The organism is Pseudomonas sp. P4_B4 (genome assembly GCF_056402255.1).
Genome location: NZ_JBFUHS010000029.1, coordinates 26,019 through 46,783, shown reverse-complemented (window position 1 = coordinate 46,783; position 20,765 = coordinate 26,019). Strand labels below are relative to the sequence as shown.

Sequence of the window (20,765 nt, the reverse complement as noted above, 5' to 3'; positions counted from 1 at the left end):
TTGGGCGACTTCGACCTGTCAGCCCCGGTCACCGTCAGCGAGCCAGCCCCTCGCCGCATTGGCGTGCTGGGCGGAACGTTCGACCCGGTGCACATCGGCCATTTGCGCGGTGCGCTGGAAGTCGCCGAAACCCTGGCGCTCGATGAACTGCGCCTGACACCCAGTGCCAGGCCGCCCCATCGGGACAAGCCGCAGGTGTCGGCAAAAGACCGTCTGGCGATGGTCGAGTGCGCGGTGGCCGGTGTGGCACCGTTGGTGGTGGACGCCCGCGAATTGCAGCGGGACAAGCCGTCCTACACCATTGATACCCTGGAACTGATGCGCGCCGAACTGGCCGTATCCGACCAGGTTTTTCTGCTTTTGGGCTGGGACGCTTTTTGCGGCCTGCCCACTTGGCACCGCTGGGAAGAGTTGCTCCAGCATTGCCATATCCTGGTGTTGCAACGCCCGGATGCCGACAGCGAACCGCCGGATGCCTTGCGCAACCTGCTGGCAGCGCGCTCGGTGAGCGACCCGCTGGCCCTCAAAGGGCCGAGCGGACAGATTGCATTCGTCTGGCAGACACCGCTCGCGGTATCCGCCACCCAGATCCGTCAACTGCTGGCCAGCGGTAAGTCGGTACGTTTCCTGGTGCCCGACGCGGTCCTGGCCTACATCGATGCGCACGGACTCTACCGTGCGTCGAACTGAATAGGAGTGCCTCAAGGCACGTGGCAACAACGTGTATTGAAGCGCCCGAACAAACGAGCAAAACGAGTTTTATATGACGAGCAACAACGAAAGCAAAGTAAAACGCAAAGGCACATTCAAGAGCGCCCCGCTGCCGGAAAAGGTCCTCGCCGCCGAGCCGCCTAAAGGCGACGAGCTGGTCAAGATCGCCGTAGCCGCCCTGGAAGACGTCAAGGCCCAGGACGTGCTGGTGATTGATGTTCGCGACAAGCAGAGCATCACTGACTACATGATCATCGCCACCGGTACCTCCAACCGCCAGATCGGCGCGATGCTGGACAAGGTCCGCGAGGCCGTCAAAGCCCTGGGTATCAAACCGCTGGGTGAAGAAGGCAAGGGCGACAGTGACTGGGTGCTGTTGGACATGGACGACGTGATCGTCCACATGATGACCTCCAACGCCCGTCAGTTCTACGACCTGGAGCGCTTGTGGAAAGGTGCCGAGCAGAGCCGTGCGGCCGATGGCAAACACCACAGCCCTGAAGTTGGTCACGAGCACTTCAACAAGCTCAACAAAGACCAGGAATAAGGGACCGCTGTGCGACTGCGACTGATCGCCGTCGGTTCACGCATGCCCAAATGGGTGGAAGAAGGCTGGCATGAATATGCCAAGCGTCTTCCGTCCGAACTGGCGCTGGAACTGGTGGAAATACCGCTCAATACCCGTGGCAAGAACGCCGACGTGGCCCGCTTCATCCGCCAGGAAGGCGAAGCCATGCTGGCCAAGGTCGGGCCGAACGAGCGGATTGTCACTCTCGAAGTCCATGGCAAGCCCTGGAGCACCGAGCAACTGGCGGTCGAGCTCGATCGCTGGCGGCTGGACTCGCGCACGGTCAACTTCATGGTCGGCGGCCCCGAAGGGTTGGCGCCGGAAGTCTGTGCCCGGGCTGACCAGCGCTGGTCGTTGTCGCCGCTGACCTTGCCGCACCCGCTGGTGCGGATCCTGATCGGCGAACAGATGTACCGTGCCTGGACCGTGCTGTCCGGTCACCCTTACCACAAGTAATTCTGCCCTCATGTCCCAGCCGATCCGCATCAAGGACCACGAAAAAGACGCCCGTCTGGTGCGTGGCCGCGTCGTGTTCGGGGCAATTGCCGTGGTGGCGCTAATCTGCGTGCTGATCGCCCGTCTGTATTTCCTGCAGGTGATTCAGTACGAGTACCACTCGACCCTGTCGGAAAACAACCGCGTCCACGTGCAGCCGATTCCGCCGACTCGCGGGCTGATTTTCGACCGCAACGGCGTGGTGATCGCCGATAACCGGCCCAGCTTCAGCCTGAGCATGACCCGCGAACGGTCCGGCGACTGGCAGCAGGTGCTCGACGTGATCGTCGAAGTGCTGGAACTGACGCCCGAGGATCGGGTGATTTTCGAGAAGCGCATGCGTCAGGGGCGCCGGCCGTTCGAGCCGGTGCCGATCCTGTTTGAGCTGACCGAAGAGCAGATCGCCCGGATCGCCGTGAACCAGTTCCGCCTGCCGGGCGTGGAAGTGGTCGCGCAATTGGTGCGTCACTACCCTCAGGGCGCGCATTTTGCGCACTCGGTGGGCTACATGGGGCGGATCAACGAGAAAGAGCTCAAGTCTCTGGACCCGGTCAGTTATAGCGGCACCCATCAAATCGGCAAAACCGGCATCGAGCGTTTCTATGAACCGGAGCTGCATGGTCAGGTGGGTTACGAGGAAGTCGAGACCAACGCTCGGGGCCGTGTATTGCGGGTGCTCAAACGCACCGAACCGGTTTCCGGCAAAGACATCGTCCTGAGCCTGGACATCAAATTGCAGGAAGCCGCCGAAGCCGCGCTCGGCGGTCGTCGTGGTGCGGTGGTGGCCCTGAATCCGAAAACCGGTGAGGTGCTGGCGATGGTCAGTCAGCCGAGCTTCGATCCGAACCTGTTCGTCACCGGCATCAGCTCCAAGGCCTATTCCGAACTGCGCGACTCCATCGACCGCCCGCTGTTCAACCGCGTGCTGCGCGGTCTGTACCCGCCGGGTTCGACCATCAAGCCTGCCGTGGCGATTGCCGGTCTGGATTCGGGCGTGGTGACTGCCTCGACCCGGGTGTTCGACCCCGGCTACTACATGCTGCCCAACTACGATCACAAGTATCGCAACTGGAACCGCACCGGCGATGGTTTTGTCGACCTCGACACGGCGATCATGCGCTCCAACGACACCTACTTCTATGACCTCGCCCACAAGCTGGGGATCGATCGGTTGTCGTCGTACCTGTCCAAGTTCGGTATCGGTCAGAAGGTTTCCCTGGACATGTTCGAGGAGTCGCCAGGCTTGATGCCGACCCGCGAATGGAAGCGCGCGACCCGCCGCCAGGCATGGTTCCCGGGCGAAACGCTGATTCTCGGGATCGGCCAGGGCTACATGCAGTCGACCCCGTTGCAGCTGGCCCAGGCCACGGCGCTGGTGGCCAACAAAGGCATCTGGAACCGTCCGCACCTGGCCAAGACCATCGAAGGCGAGAAACCGGTGGATCAGAATCCGATGCCAGACATCATCCTGCGCGACCCGTCGGACTGGACCAAGGTCAACCACGGCATGCAGCAGGTGATGCACGGCGCCCGCGGTACGGCACGCAAGGCTTCGATCGGTGCGCAGTACCGCATCGCGGGCAAGAGTGGTACGGCCCAGGTGGTCGCGATCAAGCAGGGTGAGAAGTACGACCGCTCCAAGGTTCAGGAGCGCCATCGCGACCACGCCTTGTTCGTGGGCTTCGCCCCGGCGGACGACCCGCAGATCGTGGTGTCGGTGATGGTCGAGAACGGTGAGTCCGGCTCCGGCGTCGCCGCGCCAGTGGTGCGTCAGATCATGGACGCCTGGTTGCTCGACCAGGACGGTCACCTCAAAGCCGAATACGCCAGCCCTACTAGCGCGGAGGCCACGGCCCGTGATGAATAATTTTGATCGCATGCTCTCCAGTGAGGATGTGATGCGTCGTCGCGCGACGCTGCTGCAACGCCTGCACATTGACGGCCCGCTGCTGATCCTGCTGCTGACCCTCGCCGCCGGCAGCCTGTTCGTGCTGTATTCGGCCAGCGGCAAGAGCTGGGATCTGCTGGGCAAGCAAGCCACTTCGTTCGGCATCGGCCTGGTGTCGATGATCGTCATCGCCCAGTTCGAGCCGCGATTCATGGCGCGCTGGGTGCCGCTGGGCTACGTGGTCGGGGTGATGCTGCTGCTGGTGGTGGACATCATGGGCCACAACGCCATGGGCGCTACCCGCTGGATCAACATTCCCGGGGTGATCCGCTTCCAGCCCTCGGAATTCATGAAGATCCTGATGCCAGCGACGATTGCCTGGTACTTGTCAAAACGCACCTTGCCGCCCCAGCTAAAGCATGTGGGCATCAGCCTGATGCTGATCGGCGTGCCGTTCATTCTGATCGTGCGCCAGCCGGACCTCGGTACGTCGCTGCTGATTCTGGCCGGCGGCGCGTTCGTGCTGTTCATGGGAGGGCTGCGCTGGCGCTGGATCCTCAGCGTGCTGGCCGCCGCCGTGCCCGTGGCGATAGCCATGTGGTTCTTCATCATGCACGACTATCAAAAGCAGCGAATCCTGACGTTCCTCGACCCGGAGAGCGATCCGCTCGGTACGGGCTGGAACATCATCCAGTCCAAGGCCGCTATCGGTTCTGGCGGTGTGTTCGGCAAGGGCTGGTTGCTGGGCACCCAGTCGCATCTGGACTTCCTGCCGGAAAGCCACACCGACTTCATCATTGCCGTATTGGGTGAGGAGTTCGGCCTGGTGGGGATCTGCGCGCTGTTGCTGATCTACCTGCTGTTGATCGGCCGCGGGCTGGTGATTACTGCCCAGGCGCAGACATTGTTCGGCAAGTTGCTCGCGGGCAGCCTGACCATGACGTTTTTTGTTTATGTTTTCGTCAACATCGGTATGGTCAGTGGCCTGTTGCCGGTGGTGGGGGTGCCGTTGCCGTTCATTAGCTACGGAGGCACTTCGCTGGTGACGCTGCTGTCAGCGTTTGGGGTTTTGATGTCGATCCATACCCATCGCAAGTGGATCGCGCAGGTTTGAATAAGGTGAAATTTTCAATGCAAGTAATGCGTGGCTGGGCGACTCGATACGCGCCATGGGTCGGCCTGGTAAGCATCCTTGGCACCGTGCAGGAAGCGTTGGCCGGCGACTACGAAGGCTCACCCCAGGTGGCCGAATTCGTCGGTGAAATGACCCGCGACTACGGTTTCGCTGGCGAACAATTGATGGGCGTGTTCCGCGAAGCCGAGCGCAAGCAGTCGATTCTGGACGCCATCTCGAAACCCGCCGAACGGGTCAAGCAGTGGAGCGAATATCGCCCGATGTTCATCACCGATGCGCGCATAGCCCGGGGTGTGGACTTCTGGCGTCAGCACGAAGCGGTGTTGGCCCGTGCCGAGCAGGAATATGGTGTGCCGGCCCAGGTGATTGTCTCGATCATCGGTGTTGAAACCTTTTTCGGCCGTAATACCGGAAATTTCCGGGTGATCGATGCCTTGTCGACCCTGGGTTTCGACTATCCTCCCCGTGCCGAGTTTTTCCGCAAGGAGTTGCGTGAGTTCCTGCTGCTGGCCCGCGAAGAGCAGGTCGATCCGTTGACGCTCAAAGGCTCCTACGCCGGCGCAATGGGCTTGCCGCAATTCATGCCGAGCAGTTTCCGCGCCTATGCGGTGGATTTCGACGGTGATGGCCATATCAACATCTGGACCAACCCGGACGATGCCATTGGCAGTGTCGCCAGTTACTTCAAGCGTCATGGCTGGGTCGCCGGCGAACCGGTGGTCAGCCGCGCCGATGTCCGTGGCGATCAGGTCGACGAAGGTTTGACCGCAGGAATCGAACCGACGAAAACCGTCGGGGAGTTGCGAGCCCTGGGGTGGTCAAGTCATGATGCGCTGCGCGATGATATGCCGGTTACTGCTTTCCGCCTGGAAGGCGACAATGGCTCCGAGTACTGGATGGGCCTGAAGAATTTTTACGCGATCACGCGTTATAACCGCAGCGTGATGTACGCCATGGCCGTACATCAACTGTCTGAACAGCTGGTCCAAGCACGGGGCGTCAAGTAATGCGGGCATTGCCTATCAATAAACCCCTGAAGTTGATGGCATTCGCCGCGTTGGCTGTGTTGGTCGCCAGTTGTTCGACCAGCCGCGCGCCGGCCCAGAAGTCCACCACCGCCGTGCGCTCGACGCCGGGGCTGGACATCAACCGCGCCCACAAGGATGGCGCGCCATGGTGGGATGTCGATGTTGCGCGCATCCCGGACGCCACGCCGACCCTGCACACCGGCCCATACAAGGCCAGCCCGTACTCGGTATTGGGCAAAACCTATTTCCCGTTGCAAGAGTCCAAGACCTACGTGGCATCGGGTACTGCGTCCTGGTACGGCACCAAGTTCCACGGTCAGAACACCGCCAACGGCGAAGTGTATGACCTGTATGGCATGAGCGCCGCGCACAAGACATTGCCACTGCCAAGTTACGTTCGGGTGACCAACCTGGACAACAACAAGAGCGTGATTCTGCGGGTCAACGACCGCGGGCCGTTCTATTCGGACCGGATCATCGACTTGTCCTACGCTGCCGCCAAGAAGCTCGGTTATGCCGAAATCGGCACCGCGCGGGTCAAGGTCGAAGGCATTGATCCACAGGCGTTTTGGGCAGCCAAAGGCCGTCCGGCGCCTTTGATGCTCAACGAACCGCAAGTCGCGCAGAATAGCGCCCCGGTGATCACTGCTTCGGCCGGCACCGTCGAGCAATGGACACCGCCGCCACAGCAACACGCCGCTGCGGTGGTGCCTGTGCAGCTTGATGCAAAAAAAAACGCTTCTGTACCAGCCTCTGGCCAGTATCTGCAGGTGGGCGCGTTCGCCAACCCGGACGCTGCAGAACTCCTGAGATCGAAGCTCAGCGGGATGGTGAGCGCTCCGGTGTTCATCAGCTCGATCGTGCGCAATCAGCAGACCCTGCATCGGGTTCGCCTGGGCCCGATCGGATCGCCGGGTGAAATCCAGCAGGTGCAGAACAGTGTGCGCCTGGCCAATCTCGGTTCGCCGAGTGTGGTCACGGAGTAATACGTAGAGCTTGATTGACGGTTCGTCTGCGGTATTGGGGGGCGAACCAGGTTGTTGACTCGTTGAAGAACAAAAGCCCGGCAAGGGTGACTGAGTGAGCAACTGAACACGCGATGACTCGTAGGGTTTGTTCGAAAACTCGCCGAGCGGCGATCAGGCAAGGCAAAAATAGGCGAGGAAGCGGATTGTAGGGGCCTACATGAGCATTCCGAGCCTGTTTTTAACGCAGCATGATCGTCGCGCAGGCAGTTTTCGGGCAAAGCCTGAAGGTTATTTGATTAGTTTTGCCCTTGGGCAGTTTCCATTAGCGATTTCGAGAGACGGATGAACATCACCACCTTTGCCAAACGCCTGTTCCTGCTAGTCCCGCTGCTCCTCTCACCAGCCGCGTTCGCGGTCGAGATGATGCCGTCGCCACCGCAACTGGCCGCCAAGGCCTACGTGCTCATGGATGCCAGCAGCGGCAACGTGCTGGTCGAGAACAACGGTGACCAGCGTCTGCCACCGGCCAGCCTGACCAAGCTGATGACCGCGTACATCGCGACCCTGGAAATCCGTCGTGGCCAGATCGGCGAAAACGATCCGGTGACCGTCAGCGAAAATGCCTGGCGTACCGGCGGTTCGCGGATGTTCATCAAGGTCGGCTCGCAGGTCACCGTCAGCGACCTGCTGCACGGCATCATCATCCAGTCGGGTAACGACGCCAGCGTCGCGCTCTCCGAGCACATCGCCGGCAGCGAAGACGCCTTCGCCGACCTGATGAACAAGACCGTCGCCGACCTGGGCATGACCAACACCCACTTCATGAACCCGACCGGCCTGCCGAACCCTGAGCACTACTCGTCGGCTCATGACATGGCTGTACTGGCCCGCGCGATCATCCACGAAGACCCGGCTCACTACGCGATCTACTCGCAGAAAGAGTTCTTCTGGAACGGCATCAAGCAACCGAACCGTAACCTGCTGCTGTGGCGCGACAAGACCGTCGACGGTCTGAAAACCGGCCACACCGACGAAGCCGGCTACTGCATGGTGTCTTCGGCCGTACGTGATGGCATGCGCCTGATCGCCGTGGTGTTCGGTACCAACAGCGAAGTGGCCCGTGCAGCAGAAACCCAGAAGCTGCTGACCTACGGTTTCCGTTTCTTCGAAACCCAGACCTTCTATCAGAAGGGCACCGAACTGGCCCAGGCGCCTGTTTGGAAGGGCTCCACCAACCAGGTCAAGGCCGGCCTGGCTGAAGACCTGACCATGACCCTGCCCAAAGGCCAGCTGAAAAAGCTCGCTGCCAGCATGACCATGAACCCGCAACTGGTCGCGCCAATCGCCAAGGGCGACGTGATCGGTAAAGTCGAAGTGAAACTGGACGACAAGGTGGTGCACAGCGCCGATCTGATCGCTCTGGACGCTGTCGAGGAAGGTGGTATCTTCCGCCGCATGTGGGATAGCATCCGTCTATTCTTCTACGGCTTGTTCAACTGAATTTAGTGTGCACCTGCATGGCTCCGCGCTGATCTGGCGCGCAGCCATGCCCGTCGCCACGGCTTACGCTTACGAGGCCGTTACGCCATGACCGATACCGAAGTAAAGGCGCCAAAGATCGAGTTCCCTGCCAATGATTACCCGGTTAAGGTGATCAGCGACACCGGTGTGGGCAACAAGGACAGAATCATCGACATCGTCCGCAAACATGCAACGATCAACGATGAGCGTGTTGACGAGCGCCAGAGCAGCAACGGCAAATACACCACCATCCAGTTGCACATCGTCGCGACCGACCAGGACCAGCTGTACAACATCAACAGCGAGCTGCGGGCCACCGGTTTCGTGCACATGGTGCTGTGATGTCCGGCACGCTGGGCTTTCGCGAACTCGGCCAGATGGCTTACGAGCCGGTCTGGCATGCCATGCAACGCTTCACCAACGAACGCGGCAGCGATGCCGCCGACGAGATCTGGCTGGTTGAGCATCCCGCGGTGTTCACCCAGGGCCAGGCCGGCAAGGCCGAGCACCTGCTGCTCCCCGGGGATATTCCTGTGGTGCAGGTCGACCGTGGTGGTCAAGTGACTTACCACGGGCCCGGTCAGTTGGTGGCTTATCTGCTGCTGGATGTGCGCAAGCTCGGGTTTGGCGTGCGCGATCTGGTCAGCCGGATGGAGCAATGCCTGATCGAGCTGCTGGCCAGTTACGGTGTCACCGCCGTGGCCAAGCCCGATGCACCGGGTGTCTACGTCGACGGAGCGAAAATCGCTTCCCTGGGTCTACGGATCCGCCACGGTTGTTCCTTTCACGGCCTGGCCTTGAACGTGGACATGAACCTGGAACCGTTTCGACGGATTAATCCCTGCGGCTATGCCGGGCTGGCGATGACCCAGCTGAGCGATCACGCAGGATCGATTGAATTTGCCGAGGTAAGTGCCCGGCTGCGCGCGCAGCTCGTCAAACACCTCGACTATGCTGAGCAGACGACCCTGACGGGCGGAATCGACTGATATGACTACTGATGCAGTGCAAACCATGATCCCGACGCTCGATGTCACTGAGCGCCCGGCCCCGCGTCCCAAGGTTGAAGCCGGCGTCAAGCTGCGCGGCGCCGAAAAGGTTGCACGCATCCCGGTGAAGATCATTCCGACCACCGAACTGCCGAAGAAGCCAGACTGGATTCGTGTACGCATCCCGGTTTCGCCGGAAGTCGACCGCATCAAGGCCCTGCTGCGCAAACACAAGCTGCACAGCGTGTGCGAAGAGGCGTCCTGCCCGAACCTGGGCGAGTGCTTCTCCGGTGGCACCGCGACCTTCATGATCATGGGTGACATCTGCACCCGTCGTTGCCCGTTCTGCGACGTCGGCCACGGCCGTCCGAAACCACTCGACGTCAACGAGCCGGCAAGCCTGGCCATTGCCATCGCCGACTTGCGCCTGAAGTATGTGGTGATCACATCTGTGGACCGCGACGACCTGCGTGATGGCGGTGCCCAGCACTTTGCCGACTGCATCCGTGAAATCCGCAAGCTGTCGCCGAACGTGCAGCTCGAGACCCTGGTCCCGGACTACCGTGGCCGCATGGACATCGCGCTGGAAATCACCGCCGCCGAGCCGCCGGATGTGTTCAACCACAACCTGGAAACCGTGCCGCGCCTGTACAAGGCTGCACGTCCGGGTTCTGACTACCAGTGGTCGCTGACCCTGCTGCAACGCTTCAAGCAGATGATGCCGCACATTCCAACCAAGTCCGGCCTGATGCTGGGCCTGGGCGAGACCGACGAAGAAGTCATCGAAGTCATGAAGCGCATGCGCGAGCACGACATCGACATGTTGACCCTCGGCCAGTACCTGCAACCGTCCCGCAGTCACTTGCCGGTGCAGCGCTTCGTGCACCCGGACACCTTCGCCTGGTTCGCCGAGGAAGGCTACAAGATGGGCTTCAAGAACGTTGCCTCCGGTCCGTTGGTACGCTCCTCGTATCACGCCGACGAGCAGGCCAAGCTGGTCAAGGCCGAGCTGATGTCGTCCTGATCGACGCAATGAAATGAAAAGCGCCCGCACGGTGTTCAGCCTTGCGGGCGTTTTTTTGCCTAGCCTATGGCAACGACTGTTTTTTCCTGCAACCTGCGGGGCAACGGTTCCTCTTCTGTTTGTCCCCGTTCCTGACTACTGTGTGCTGAAGATTTCACGCAGGGAGATTCACGGATGACCGCTCGACCGACCCACACCCTTTGCCCTCATGCTCCCGTCCCGGCACTGCCGTCGGAAGGCCTGATCGGCGTTATCGCACCCGCTGGCCCAGCCCCGCTGGACACCGACAAGGCGCTGCAATGGATGCGTGCCCGGGGTTATTCACTGAAAGTGTTTCCCGGGGTCTACGAAAAAAACGGCTACCTGGCCGGTAGCGACGAGATGCGACTTGGCGACCTGCATGCAGCGTTCGCCGACAGCGAGGTGGATGCCATCATCTGCCTGCGCGGCGGTTACGGCACGCCGCGACTGCTCGACCGCATCGATTTTGATTTGCTGCGTGACAACGCCAAGCCGTTCGTCGGCTACAGCGACATCACCGCGCTGCATTTGGCGATCAGTCGTTATGCCGGCTTCGTGACCTTTCATGGTCCGATGCTCAATGCCGACCTGCTGGGTGACAAGCAAAAACCTACGGAGCCGTCCTTCTTCAACATGCTGCGAGGGCAGGTGAGGGCGGGAACAGTGCTGGCTCATCCGGTAGCCTACCCGCTGACCACGATCGAGCCTGGCGTGGCTCATGGGCGCTTGCTCGGAGGCAATCTGGCCATGATCGCCGCGACCATGGGCACGCCCTACGAGATGGACGCCGAGGGCGTCATTCTGTTGATCGAGGACATCAACGAGCCGCTGTATCGCATCGACCGGTTGCTGACCCAACTGCGGCTGGCAGGCACGTTGCACAAGCTGCGCGGCGTGTTGGTTGGGGACGTGGCGGGGGTTGAGGTGGCGGCGCTGGACAGGTTGCTCAAGCAGACCTTCGAGCCATTTAAGATTCCGGTGCTGTCCGGATGGCGCAGCGGGCACTGCGATCCGAACCTGACGCTGCCCATGGGGGCCTTGGTGCGGCTGGATGCTGGGAGCAAGGAGTTGGTGTTGGAACAGGATGTGGTGACCAAGCGGTAGATATTCGTTGCTTGGTACTCAGTCTTCGTCGGAACGCCGCCCGGAGCAAGCCCGCTCCCACATTGGATCTGTGAGCGCCACAAAATCAATGTGGGAGCGGGCTTGCTCGCGAAAGCGGTTCCAGCCATACGACAAACTATCGGTTACGCAACCCTTCCAGCAACTTGTGCGTCGGATAGCCATCCGCCGGCCAGCCAAACGACTGCTGGGCGCTGCGGATCGCCTTGCGGGTGTTGGCGCCGATGATCCCGTCGGCGGTGCCTGCGTCGTAGTTTTGTACGCTCAGCAGGTTTTGCAGCTCGATCCGCTCGGTACGGCTCAGAGGCAGGTCATCCTTTGGCCACGTACCGCTGATCAGGCCCGTGCCATTGAAGCGTTCCGACAACAGGCTCACCCCCAAGGCGTAGGACGACGAGTTGTTGTACTTGAGAATCGCCCGGAAGTTATCGAGCACCAGGAACGCCGGGCCACGGTAACCGGCCGGGAGCAACAGGGCGGCAGACAACTGCTCGGAGCCGACCGGGACCTGGCCACCGTTGGGCAGCATGACGCCCAGTTGGCGCCACTCGGCGACACTCTTGCGAATCGTGCCATCGGCCAGTACGTAGTTGAAACCGCTCGGCAGCTGGACTTCGAAGCCCCACGGCTGACCTCTCTGCCAGCCGGAGCTTTGCAGGTAATGCGCGGTCGAGGCCAGGGCATCGGCCGAACTGCCCCAGATATCGCGGCGCCCGTCACCATCGAAGTCCACGGCATGGGTGTTGTAGGTGGTCGGGATGAACTGGGTCTGGCCCATGGCGCCGGCCCAGGATCCGAGCATCTTCTCGGGTTCGATATCGCCTTGTTGCAGGATTTGCAGGGCGGCAATCAATTGCGCGTGGGCGAAGCCGGGACGACGACCTTCGTAGGCCAGGGTCGCCAGCGAGTTGATCACCGACTTGCTGCCCTGGAACTGGCCAAAGTTGCTTTCCATACCCCACACGGCCACCAGCGCCTGACGATCAACGCCGTAGCGCTGCTCGATGCTTTGCAGGATGTCGGCGTACTGGTTGATCAGCGACTGGCCTTTGCGTACTCGCAGCGGCGACAAGGCGCCGTCGAGGTATTCCCAAACCGGTTTTGCGAATTCCGGTTGGCTGCGGTCTGCGCGGATCACGCTGGGGTCGAAGCTGACATCGGCGAAGGCGCGGTCGAACAGATCGGCGCGGATACCGGCGGCCAGGGCATCCTTGCGGAAACCTGCCTGCCATTCGGCGAAGGTCTGGGTTGGCTGAATGTCGAGGTTCTCACCCGTCGGAACCACAGGCGGAACAACCGCCGGGGCGGTGGCGACAGGGAGCGTCTGAAGCGGCTGAGCGTCGGCTGCGGTCGGTTTTTCCGCGCAGGCGACAAGCAAAACAAGGCTGGAGGCAGCGATCAATTGGCGTAAGTGCCAACGATGGGGAAGACAAAAGGGCATGCACGGGTCCAGGGAATACGAATCAGGTACAGACCTTACCATGTCAAAGGGGTGTTCTGCTTTACGCAGCCAGAAAGTAAGAAGCCTCCCAGCTGTCAGACTGGAAGGCTTCGCGGCGGTAGCTGCCTTTGCCCTTGGCCGGGCGTTCCTGGCGGCTGCGGAACAATGGCTGGGCGATGATGGATTTGGCCTTGTTGGGGCCATGCTTTGATGGCTTTTTGCTCATGATGATGCCTCGCAAGTGAGTGGTTTTTGCGGGGCAAATCATCGGCCGAAGTTGGGGGGATGTCTAGTCCCTTGTGGCGAGGGGGCTTGCCCCCGTTCGGCTGCGGAGCAGCCGTAGAACCGGAGTGTGCGGTGTGCCTGGAAGAACTCAGTAACGAATGGGGGCCGCTTCGCGCCCCAACGGGGGCAAGCCCCCTCGCCACAGAAAGCCTTACTCGGCAGGTAACGACAATCTTTGCCCGGCCATCAACAACGTCAACCGGCTCAGGCTCATCCACGGCGAACCGGCAGCCTGGCCCTTGATCTGGGCGTCGATGCGTTGTGCTTCAAGCAATAGTTGCGCCCAGCGTTGCGCCGAGTAGCGTTGCAGGGCTTTGCTCATCAACGGTTTACGTTTGTCCCAGATCGGAGGTTTGGCCTGGCTGAAGGCCTTGTCCAGGGGCGTACCCTGGCTGTATTGCAGGGAAATATTGGCCAGCAGGCGCAACTCCCGGGCCAGGGCCCAGAGAATCACCGGCGGCTCGACGCCTTCCCCACGCAGCCCTTCGAGCATGCGCAAGGCATGGGCCGCTTCGCCATTGAGCACCGCATCGGTCAGGCCGAAGACATCGAAGCGCGCACTATCGGCCACTGCAGCCTGCACGGTTTCAACGGTGATCTGGCCGCCTTCGGCCATCAGTTTGAGCTTTTCGATTTCCTGGGCGGCGGCCAGCAAGTTGCCCTCGACCCGCGCGGCGATCAGCTCAACAGCGTCCTGGCTGGCGGAAAGCCCGGCTTGGGACAGGCGTTGGCGGATCCAGCTTGGCAACTGGGCGACATCGACAGGCCAGATCTGCACGAACTGGGTTTGCTGTCCTTCGACCAGCGCTTTGCCCCACTTGGTTTTCTGCGCGCTGCCATCGAGCTTCGGCAAGCTGATCAGCAGTATGGTGTCTTCGGCCGGGCGCGAGCAGTACTCGATAAGCGCGGCGGCACCTTTGTCGCCGGGTTTGCCGGAAGGCAGGCGCAGTTCCAGCAGGCGCTTTTCGGCGAACAACGACATGCTGGCACCGGCTTGCAGCAACGTCCCCCAGTCGAAACTGGCGTCGGCGGCAAACACCTGGCGTTCATCGAATCCCTGCTGGCGGGCGGCAGCGCGAATAGTGTCGGCCGCCTCCTGGCACAGCAGCGGGTCATCGCCGCTGATGATATAGACCGGCGCAAGGGTGCCTTGCAGGTGTTTGGCGAGTTGGGCGGGGGCGAGCTTCATAAGAGAGGGCGAACGGGGCGCTCGGGCGCCCCGTAAGTCTTACTGCTGCGGCAGTTCGATAGGCGACTGGCGCGGGGTTTCCGCTTCAGTCTTGCGTGCTGCTTCCAGTGCCGCGGCGTCTGCCTTGGCCTTGGCTTCGGCAGTCTGCTGCAACTGATCCAGTTGGCCAGGGCTCAGTTGTTGCAGACGCAGCAACATGCGTTGAACCAGCTCGCGGCGGGCTTCTGTCCGGGCCGTTGCGGCTTCCTGGTCGGAACCCACCAGGTTGTTGCCGTCGTGCATGTAGATTTTCTGCACTTCAAGCTTGTCGCTCATCAGTGGCAGGTCACCGCGACCACGGATGTCGTAGTTCAATACGGTGGTCACCTGGTACTCGCCAGCACGACCGGCACCGGCGTAGCTGAGGATGCGCTGGGTTTCCTGCTCACTGGTCAGCACCAGTTTGTAAGGTGCGCCGGTGTAGACCTTGACGCCGCTGCCTTCCAGTGCCTGACGCAACTGGGTCACGGTTTCGCCATAGGCGTTACGGGCACTCAGGTCGAGTTCCTTGATTGCCAGTTCGTTGGTGTCGGTGCCTCGCAGCTGGAAACCGCAGGCGCTCAGCAGAACCGCGAGGCCCATCACCAGCAGATTGCGTTTGATCATCTTGTTGCTCCCCTTGAAACCATGTGGGCCGATCGAGCGGCCCGAAAGGTTTTGTCCGGCGCCAGGCTCGCCTGGCGCCTGCTCCAATTAGCTGGCGACGATATTGACCAGTTTCCCGGGCACTACGATCACTTTACGAATGGTCAGACCATCGACGAAACGCAGGACGTTTTCGTTGGCACGGGCGGCGGCTTCGACTTCTTCGCGGCTGGCGCTGGCCGGCATTTCGATGTGACCACGCAGTTTGCCGTTGACCTGAATCACCAACTGCAGGCTGTCCTGTACCAAAGCGCTGTCATCCACCACCGGCCAACCGGCGTCGATCACAGGATCAGCGTGACCCAGTTGATTCCACAGCTCGTGGCTGATGTGCGGCGTGATTGGAGCCAGCAGCAGAATCACGGTTTCCAGGCCTTCGTGAATCAGTGCGCGATCCTGTTCGGTGCCTTGCGCGGCTTTTTCCAGCACGTTCATCAGCGTCATCACCTGAGCGATGGCGGTGTTGAATTTGTGGTTCTGGCCGACGTCCTGGCTGGCCTGCTTGATGGCCAGGTGGATCGAACGACGAACGGCTTTCTGCTCGTCATTCAGGCTGGCGACGTCCAGTTTGCCTGGCAGGCCCTGAGTGACGTGGGCTTGAGCCAGACGCCAGACGCGCTTGAGGAAACGGTGCGAACCTTCGACGCCGGAGTCGGACCATTCCGCGCTCATGTCCGGTGGCGAGGCGAACATCATGAACAGGCGGCAGGTGTCTGCGCCGAACTGGTCGATCATCGACTGTGGGTCGACGCCGTTGTTCTTTGACTTGGCCATCTTCTCGGTGCCGCCGATTTCCACCGGCAAGCCGTCAGCTTTCAGCTTGGCGCTGATAACCTTGGCCTTGCTGTCACGCTCAAGCTCGACGTCCGCCGGGTTGAACCAGGTGTAAGCGCCATTGGCTTCGCGGCGATAGTACGTCTCGGCGATCACCATGCCCTGGGTCAGCAGGTTCTTGAACGGCTCGTTGGAGCTCACCAGGCCTTCGTCGCGCATCAGCTTGTGGAAGAAGCGCGCATAGAGCAGGTGAAGAATCGCGTGTTCGATACCGCCGATGTACTGATCCACCGGCAGCCAGTGGTCGGCCGCCGATTTTTCCACCAGGCCACCTTCAAAGTGCGGCGAGGCGTAACGGGCGTAGTACCACGAGGACTCGACGAAGGTGTCCATGGTGTCGGTTTCACGCTTGGCAGGCTGGCCGCATTTAGGGCAGCTGCACTCGTAGAACTCGGGCATGCGCGCCAGTGGCGAACCGGCGCCGTCGGGTACGACGTCTTCCGGCAGCACGACAGGCAGTTGATCTTCCGGTACCGGCACATCACCGCAAGTGTCGCAGTGGATGATCGGGATCGGGCAGCCCCAGTAACGTTGACGGCTGATGCCCCAGTCGCGCAGGCGGAACTGGGTGCGTGAGGCGCCCAGTTCTTTCTTGATCAGCGCGACTTCGATGGCGTCGAAGGCGCCCGCGAAGTCGAGGCCATCGAACTCGCCGGAATTGATCAGCGTGCCGTACTCGCCGTAGGCGTCTTGCCATGGGGCCGGGTTGCTGTCACCGGAACTGGTGCGCACTACCGATTTAACCGGCAGGTTGTACTTGTGGGCGAATTCGAAATCGCGCTCGTCGTGGGCCGGAACCGCCATCACCGCGCCGTCGCCGTAGTGCATCAGCACATAGTTGGCGACCCATACTGGCAGTTTTTCGCCGGTCAGTGGGTGCTCGACGAACAGGCCGGTCGGCAGGCCTTTTTTCTCCTGGGTGGCGACGTCGGCTTCGGCCACGCTGCCGCCCTTGCATTCAGCGATGAACGCTTGCAGCTCAGGATTGTTCAGTGCGGCCAGGGTAGCCAGGTGGTGTTCGGCAGCGACGGCGACGTAGGTCGCACCCATCAGGGTGTCCGGACGGGTGGTGAAGACTTTCAGCACGCCCGCTTCGCCGATGGAATCGACGTTGTACGGGAACTGCACTTCCATGCCGCGGGACTTGCCGATCCAGTTGCGCTGCATGGTCTTGACCTGTTCAGGCCAGCCAGTCAGCTCGTCGAGGCTCTCCAGCAGCTCATCCGCGTAGGCGGTGATCTTGAAGTAGTACATCGGGATTTCGCGCTTTTCGATCAGCGCGCCGGAACGCCAGCCGCGACCGTCGATCACTTGTTCGTTGGCCAGGACGGTCTGGTCGACCGGGTCCCAGTTCACGGTGCCGCTTTTCTTGTAAATCACGCCTTTTTCGAACAGGCGAGTGAACAGCCATTGTTCCCAGCGGTAGTAATCAGGCTTGCAGGTGGTCACTTCGCGCGACCAGTCCACCGCCAGGCCCAGGCTGCGCAGCTGGGATTTCATGTAGGCGATGTTTTCGTAGGTCCATTTGGCGGGCGCTACGTTGTTCTTCATTGCGGCGTTTTCCGCCGGCATGCCGAAGGCGTCCCAACCCATGGGTTGCAGAACGTTCTTGCCTTGCATGCGCTGGTAGCGGGAGATCACGTCGCCGATGGTGTAGTTGCGCACGTGCCCCATGTGTAGCTTGCCGCTGGGGTAAGGGAACATCGACAGGCAGTAGTAAGTCTCCTTGCCTGGCTGTTCACTGACTTCAAAGGACTTTTGCTCGTCCCAGAACGACTGGGCGGCGGCTTCGATTTCACGGGGCTGATATTGTTCGTGCATGGCTACTTTTGAACTGAATAGGGGTGGCCTAATCCTCTTCAATGCAACGCTGGACGCTGATCTCGCCACATTGGCGTTTTCGATGCCCAGCCGAGCTGGAAGTGGAGTTACAGGAAGCGCCGTAGCATACATGACCGCGCTCTACCGAGGGAAACCCTGATTGTTGCCGCACGTCCTGCAAAAACCGCTGCGAGGGCCGTTGGTCGCGGCGTTCAGCCGGTTTGTTCATGGAAGCTAAGCTCTAACTGGGGAGTAGGTCTTATCTTCCAATGAGGTGAGGGATGGTTGAGTCTCAGCAAAAAGCTACAAAACCGGAGCTGTACGAAAGGCTGATCGATCGGTTGGCCTTGGCCCTGGATGCGGCAAAAACCGCTGGCCGGTTGCGCGACGAACGCCCTCTGGAACTGGAACTGCGCGGCCTGAGCCCCGCAGAGTTTGCACTTGTCAAGGCGTATCTGGATCGCAGCGAGCGTGAGACACACGGATGCTTGTCAGAGGCAATAAAGCAACTCGACGCACCACGTTCGGCCAAGATCATCTGGCTCAAGGACAAGGTTCCCGGCAGAGACGCGGTAAAGGTCCGGTCTTTGCAGTTCAAATAGGGCACAGAGCCGTACTCCATGGTTTTTTGAAGCATAGTCCTCCTGTATTGATTGTCGCATTGCGCGAACCCACTTAGGCTTCGGGCATCTCCGGGAGATGCTCGATGCCTTTTCGTTATTTCGTGAAACAACTTCTTTTGCCACCCGGCATTCTATTGCTGCTGCTTTTGCTCGCCTGGTGGTTGCGCCGCTCAAGGCCAAGGCTTGCCGGTGCGTGCTTTGCTCTGGGGCTGGGTGGCTTCTGGCTGATGAGCCTGCCGGTGGTGGTGCAGTGGAGTGCCGGCCTGCTCGAGCGTGAGCCACCGCTGGCCCGCGATGAATGGGCAATCCTGGGGCAGCGCGCGGACGCGATCGTGGTCCTCGGCTCGGGGCGCGAGCGCGGTGATGCGGCCTGGGGGGCCGACCAGCCCACGGGTATCGGCCTGGAACGCCAGCGCTTTGCCGCGCGGCTGACCAAGGCTTCCGGCTTGCCGGTACTGACCAGCGGCGGCTTGCATTACGGCACTCCGCCCAGCGAGGCGCAGATAATGGCTGACTCCTTGCGTGACGATTTTGGCGTGACCGTGCGCTGGCAGGAAGGGCGCAGCCGCACGACCTGGGAAAATGCGCAGTTCAGCGCCGAGGTGTTGCTGCCACAGGGTATCAAGCGTGTGGTACTCGTGACCCAGGCCTGGCATATGCCACGAGCGGTCTGGAGTTTTCGCAAGGCCGGGTTTGAGGTGGTGCCGGCGCCAGTAGGGTTTCTGGGCGGCGACAATGCGCAGCCACTGGGTGGCTGGATGCCGGAGTTCAAGGCGATCTGGCAGAACGGGCAGTTGATGAACGAGGCGGTGGGGCAGGTCGGTTATTCGCTTTTCTATCGCTAAGCGCTAATCCCTGTGGCGAGAGAGCAAGCTCCCTCGCCACAAATGATTTCAGACGGTCTTGGCCATCCGGCTCGCAATCAGCGCCCAGCCAAACAACAACACGCAGAGAATGAGCAATGGCCACGAACGCCATTCCAGGTACGGCGTGAGGTTGTGCATCGGCACCACTTCGCCATACAGGATGCCGCGTTCGAACTGCGGGATCTGATCGGTAATCTGACCGAACGGGTTGATCAGGCCGGATACGCCGTTGTTGGTGGCGCGGATCATCCAGCGGCCGGCCTCCAGTGCACGCATCTGCGCCATCTGCAGGTGTTGCAGCGGGCCGATGGAGGTGCCGAACCAGGTGTCGTTGCTGATGGTCAGCAACAGGTCGCTGCGGGCGGCAAGGCTGGCGGCGAACTCCGGATAAACCACTTCATAGCAGATGAACGGCGCGATCTGATAACCCTTGGCCTGCAGCAGAGGCTGGTCGGCCGGGCCGCGGGCAAAGTCAGACATCGGCAGGTCGAAGAATGCGATCAGCCCGCGCAGCACATCCTGCAGCGGAACATATTCACCAAACGGCACCAGTTTTTGCTTGAGGTAAGTGCCGTCGCCTTCACCGGTAACGGTGATGCCATTGAAAAAGCGCTTCTCGTGGCGTACCTCCATGCGGACCGGGACACCGGTAATGAACGCCGATTTACGTTCGGCCGCGAAGTTGCCCATCATGTTCAGGTAGCCCTCGGCGGACTCCTTGAGCACCGGAATCGCCGTTTCCGGCCAGATGAGAAGATCGACGCGCCTGGAGCTGAAACTCATGTCGCGGTACAACGCCAGTTGCGCGTTGAGCTGCGCCGGGTCCCACTTCATGCTCTGCTCGATGTTGCCCTGAATGGCGGCGACGCTCAGTGGCGGGCCTGACGGGCTGGTCCAGGCATGATGTTTGAGGGCCATGCCGAGCAGCCATGGACCGACCAGCAGTAATGCACCGGCAGCGATGAAGCCTTTGCGCCCCGTGCGAACCAGGCGCAAGCCGTTGTAGATCAACGCAGCTGTAAGGGCCAGGGTGAAGGAAATCAGCCACATCCCGCCGATGGGAGCAATCCCGGCCAGCGGGCCATCGAGCTGGCTGTAACCGGAATACAGCCAGGGGAAACCTGTCAGGAACCAGCCGCGGAAGGCTTCCTGGCCGACCCACAGCGCCGCGAAGGCTAGGGCGTCGGCCAGCGGCGCTTCATTTCGGCGCAGCCAGCGCGCCCAGATCCAGGCGGGCAGGGCAAAGAACCAGGCAATCGCCGCTGTGAAGAGCAGCATCAGGAAACCGGCCAGCAATACCGACGCGCCGCCGAAGTGGTGAATGCTGTAGTAGATCCAGCTGGTGCCGGCACCGAACAGGCCGAAACCGAAACACCAGCCGCGCCCCAGTGCCTGACGTGGGCTCAGCTCGCGCAGACCCGCATAGAACAGGCCGACGGCGAGCAGTGCCAGTGGCCAGATATCGAACGGCGCCAGGGCCAGTGTGGTGATTGCACCGGCCGCCACGGCCAGCAGGTTACCGGGCCAGCCGGGGCGGGTTGTCCAGCGCATT

20 protein-coding genes are annotated in these 20,765 nt (G+C 61.2%); 14 read left to right on the top strand and 6 right to left on the bottom strand.

From position 1 onward, the window contains the following. The 12 genes from nadD to AC1DVE_RS24620 all read left to right on the top strand — a co-directional run bounded on the left by nadD (position 1) and on the right by AC1DVE_RS24620 (position 11,452). Positions 1–690, top strand: a complete 690-nt coding sequence (nadD, locus tag AC1DVE_RS24675) for a nicotinate-nucleotide adenylyltransferase (protein ID WP_223453595.1) — start codon at positions 1–3, stop codon at positions 688–690. 73 nt (positions 691–763) lie between these two features. Continuing rightward, entirely contained in the window at positions 764–1,258 is a 495-nt protein-coding gene (rsfS, locus tag AC1DVE_RS24670) for a ribosome silencing factor (RefSeq protein WP_007975896.1), read from the top strand. A gap of 9 nt (positions 1,259–1,267) precedes the next feature. Further along, positions 1,268–1,735: a 23S rRNA (pseudouridine(1915)-N(3))-methyltransferase RlmH gene (gene rlmH, locus AC1DVE_RS24665; protein ID WP_008052376.1), complete on the top strand. Its 468-nt coding sequence runs from the start codon at positions 1,268–1,270 to the stop codon at positions 1,733–1,735. A 10-nt stretch (positions 1,736–1,745) separates the two neighbouring features. After that, positions 1,746–3,641 carry a penicillin-binding protein 2 gene (gene mrdA, locus AC1DVE_RS24660; protein WP_223453593.1) on the top strand — a complete coding sequence of 632 codons (1,896 nt, stop codon included), beginning with the start codon at positions 1,746–1,748 and terminating at the stop codon, positions 3,639–3,641. Positions 3,642–3,672: 31 nt separating this feature from the next. Beyond that, the gene (gene rodA, locus AC1DVE_RS24655; RefSeq protein WP_223453690.1) at positions 3,673–4,776 is read left to right on the top strand and encodes a rod shape-determining protein RodA; all 1,104 of its coding nucleotides are present in this window, start codon (positions 3,673–3,675) and stop codon (positions 4,774–4,776) included. Positions 4,777–4,793: 17 nt separating this feature from the next. After that, positions 4,794–5,804, top strand: a complete 1,011-nt coding sequence (mltB, locus tag AC1DVE_RS24650) for a lytic murein transglycosylase B (RefSeq protein WP_223453591.1) — start codon at positions 4,794–4,796, stop codon at positions 5,802–5,804. After that, the gene (locus AC1DVE_RS24645) at positions 5,804–6,811 is read left to right on the top strand and encodes a septal ring lytic transglycosylase RlpA family protein (protein WP_223453589.1); all 1,008 of its coding nucleotides are present in this window, start codon (positions 5,804–5,806) and stop codon (positions 6,809–6,811) included. The genes mltB and AC1DVE_RS24645 overlap by 1 nt, the downstream gene beginning before the upstream one ends. A gap of 324 nt (positions 6,812–7,135) precedes the next feature. Beyond that, a complete protein-coding gene (locus AC1DVE_RS24640; RefSeq protein ID WP_046041684.1) occupies positions 7,136–8,293 on the top strand; it encodes a D-alanyl-D-alanine carboxypeptidase family protein in 1,158 nt (385 codons plus the stop codon). Positions 8,294–8,380: 87 nt separating this feature from the next. After that, the gene (locus tag AC1DVE_RS24635) at positions 8,381–8,656 is read left to right on the top strand and encodes a DUF493 domain-containing protein (protein ID WP_095941984.1); all 276 of its coding nucleotides are present in this window, start codon (positions 8,381–8,383) and stop codon (positions 8,654–8,656) included. Then, the gene (lipB, locus tag AC1DVE_RS24630) at positions 8,656–9,303 is read left to right on the top strand and encodes a lipoyl(octanoyl) transferase LipB (protein ID WP_223449073.1); all 648 of its coding nucleotides are present in this window, start codon (positions 8,656–8,658) and stop codon (positions 9,301–9,303) included. Before AC1DVE_RS24635 ends, lipB begins: the two co-directional genes overlap by 1 nt. Before the next feature lie 25 nt (positions 9,304–9,328). After that, positions 9,329–10,327 carry a lipoyl synthase gene (lipA, locus tag AC1DVE_RS24625; protein ID WP_223453688.1) on the top strand — a complete coding sequence of 333 codons (999 nt, stop codon included), beginning with the start codon at positions 9,329–9,331 and terminating at the stop codon, positions 10,325–10,327. 174 nt (positions 10,328–10,501) lie between these two features. Continuing rightward, positions 10,502–11,452 (top strand): S66 peptidase family protein, encoded by a 951-nt coding sequence (locus tag AC1DVE_RS24620; RefSeq protein WP_223453588.1) that lies wholly within the window; start codon positions 10,502–10,504, stop codon positions 11,450–11,452. Between the two features lie 136 nt (positions 11,453–11,588). Here the strand turns inward: AC1DVE_RS24620 and AC1DVE_RS24615 are convergent, their stop codons facing one another. From AC1DVE_RS24615 to leuS, 5 genes are all read right to left on the bottom strand, one after another. Further along, positions 11,589–12,911 carry a lytic murein transglycosylase gene (locus AC1DVE_RS24615; protein WP_477784272.1) on the bottom strand — a complete coding sequence of 441 codons (1,323 nt, stop codon included), beginning with the start codon at positions 12,909–12,911 and terminating at the stop codon, positions 11,589–11,591. Positions 12,912–12,972: 61 nt separating this feature from the next. After that, positions 12,973–13,137, bottom strand: coding sequence for an alternative ribosome rescue factor ArfA (gene arfA / locus AC1DVE_RS24610; protein ID WP_007990624.1), 165 nt, complete (start codon positions 13,135–13,137; stop codon positions 12,973–12,975). A gap of 210 nt (positions 13,138–13,347) precedes the next feature. Further along, positions 13,348–14,385: a DNA polymerase III subunit delta gene (gene holA, locus AC1DVE_RS24605; protein ID WP_223453584.1), complete on the bottom strand. Its 1,038-nt coding sequence runs from the start codon at positions 14,383–14,385 to the stop codon at positions 13,348–13,350. Positions 14,386–14,424: 39 nt separating this feature from the next. Next, on the bottom strand, positions 14,425–15,030 hold the full coding sequence (locus AC1DVE_RS24600) for an LPS-assembly lipoprotein LptE (protein ID WP_223453582.1): 606 nt from the start codon (positions 15,028–15,030) through the stop codon (positions 14,425–14,427). Between the two features lie 87 nt (positions 15,031–15,117). Then, positions 15,118–17,724 carry a leucine--tRNA ligase gene (gene leuS / locus AC1DVE_RS24595; protein ID WP_223453580.1) on the bottom strand — a complete coding sequence of 869 codons (2,607 nt, stop codon included), beginning with the start codon at positions 17,722–17,724 and terminating at the stop codon, positions 15,118–15,120. 281 nt (positions 17,725–18,005) lie between these two features. On the opposite strand from leuS, the gene AC1DVE_RS24590 reads away from it, so the two are divergent. Beyond that, positions 18,006–18,326 (top strand): hypothetical protein, encoded by a 321-nt coding sequence (locus AC1DVE_RS24590; protein ID WP_223453579.1) that lies wholly within the window; start codon positions 18,006–18,008, stop codon positions 18,324–18,326. 104 nt (positions 18,327–18,430) lie between these two features. Continuing rightward, positions 18,431–19,192, top strand: coding sequence for a YdcF family protein (locus AC1DVE_RS24585; RefSeq protein ID WP_223453577.1), 762 nt, complete (start codon positions 18,431–18,433; stop codon positions 19,190–19,192). A gap of 48 nt (positions 19,193–19,240) precedes the next feature. Here AC1DVE_RS24585 and lnt read toward each other — a convergent pair whose 3' ends face one another. Beyond that, a complete protein-coding gene (lnt, locus tag AC1DVE_RS24580) occupies positions 19,241–20,764 on the bottom strand; it encodes an apolipoprotein N-acyltransferase (RefSeq protein WP_477784271.1) in 1,524 nt (507 codons plus the stop codon). Position 20,765 lies beyond the last annotated feature (1 nt).

Coding starts and splice junctions, on each gene's coding strand:
- rsfS (WP_007975896.1), top strand. CDS start 764: ATGACGAGCAACAACGAAAGCAAAGTAAAACGCAAAGGCACATTCAAG.
- mrdA (WP_223453593.1), top strand. CDS start 1,746: ATGTCCCAGCCGATCCGCATCAAGGACCACGAAAAAGACGCCCGTCTG.
- rodA (WP_223453690.1), top strand. CDS start 3,673: ATGCGTCGTCGCGCGACGCTGCTGCAACGCCTGCACATTGACGGCCCG.
- mltB (WP_223453591.1), top strand. CDS start 4,794: ATGCAAGTAATGCGTGGCTGGGCGACTCGATACGCGCCATGGGTCGGC.
- AC1DVE_RS24645 (WP_223453589.1), top strand. CDS start 5,804: ATGCGGGCATTGCCTATCAATAAACCCCTGAAGTTGATGGCATTCGCC.
- AC1DVE_RS24640 (WP_046041684.1), top strand. CDS start 7,136: ATGAACATCACCACCTTTGCCAAACGCCTGTTCCTGCTAGTCCCGCTG.
- AC1DVE_RS24635 (WP_095941984.1), top strand. CDS start 8,381: ATGACCGATACCGAAGTAAAGGCGCCAAAGATCGAGTTCCCTGCCAAT.
- lipB (WP_223449073.1), top strand. CDS start 8,656: ATGTCCGGCACGCTGGGCTTTCGCGAACTCGGCCAGATGGCTTACGAG.
- lipA (WP_223453688.1), top strand. CDS start 9,329: ATGATCCCGACGCTCGATGTCACTGAGCGCCCGGCCCCGCGTCCCAAG.
- AC1DVE_RS24620 (WP_223453588.1), top strand. CDS start 10,502: ATGACCGCTCGACCGACCCACACCCTTTGCCCTCATGCTCCCGTCCCG.
- AC1DVE_RS24615 (WP_477784272.1), bottom strand. CDS start 12,911: ATGCCCTTTTGTCTTCCCCATCGTTGGCACTTACGCCAATTGATCGCT.
- arfA (WP_007990624.1), bottom strand. CDS start 13,137: ATGAGCAAAAAGCCATCAAAGCATGGCCCCAACAAGGCCAAATCCATC.
- holA (WP_223453584.1), bottom strand. CDS start 14,385: ATGAAGCTCGCCCCCGCCCAACTCGCCAAACACCTGCAAGGCACCCTT.
- AC1DVE_RS24600 (WP_223453582.1), bottom strand. CDS start 15,030: ATGATCAAACGCAATCTGCTGGTGATGGGCCTCGCGGTTCTGCTGAGC.
- leuS (WP_223453580.1), bottom strand. CDS start 17,724: ATGCACGAACAATATCAGCCCCGTGAAATCGAAGCCGCCGCCCAGTCG.
- AC1DVE_RS24590 (WP_223453579.1), top strand. CDS start 18,006: ATGGTTGAGTCTCAGCAAAAAGCTACAAAACCGGAGCTGTACGAAAGG.
- AC1DVE_RS24585 (WP_223453577.1), top strand. CDS start 18,431: ATGCCTTTTCGTTATTTCGTGAAACAACTTCTTTTGCCACCCGGCATT.
- lnt (WP_477784271.1), bottom strand. CDS start 20,764: ATGCGCTGGACAACCCGCCCCGGCTGGCCCGGTAACCTGCTGGCCGTG.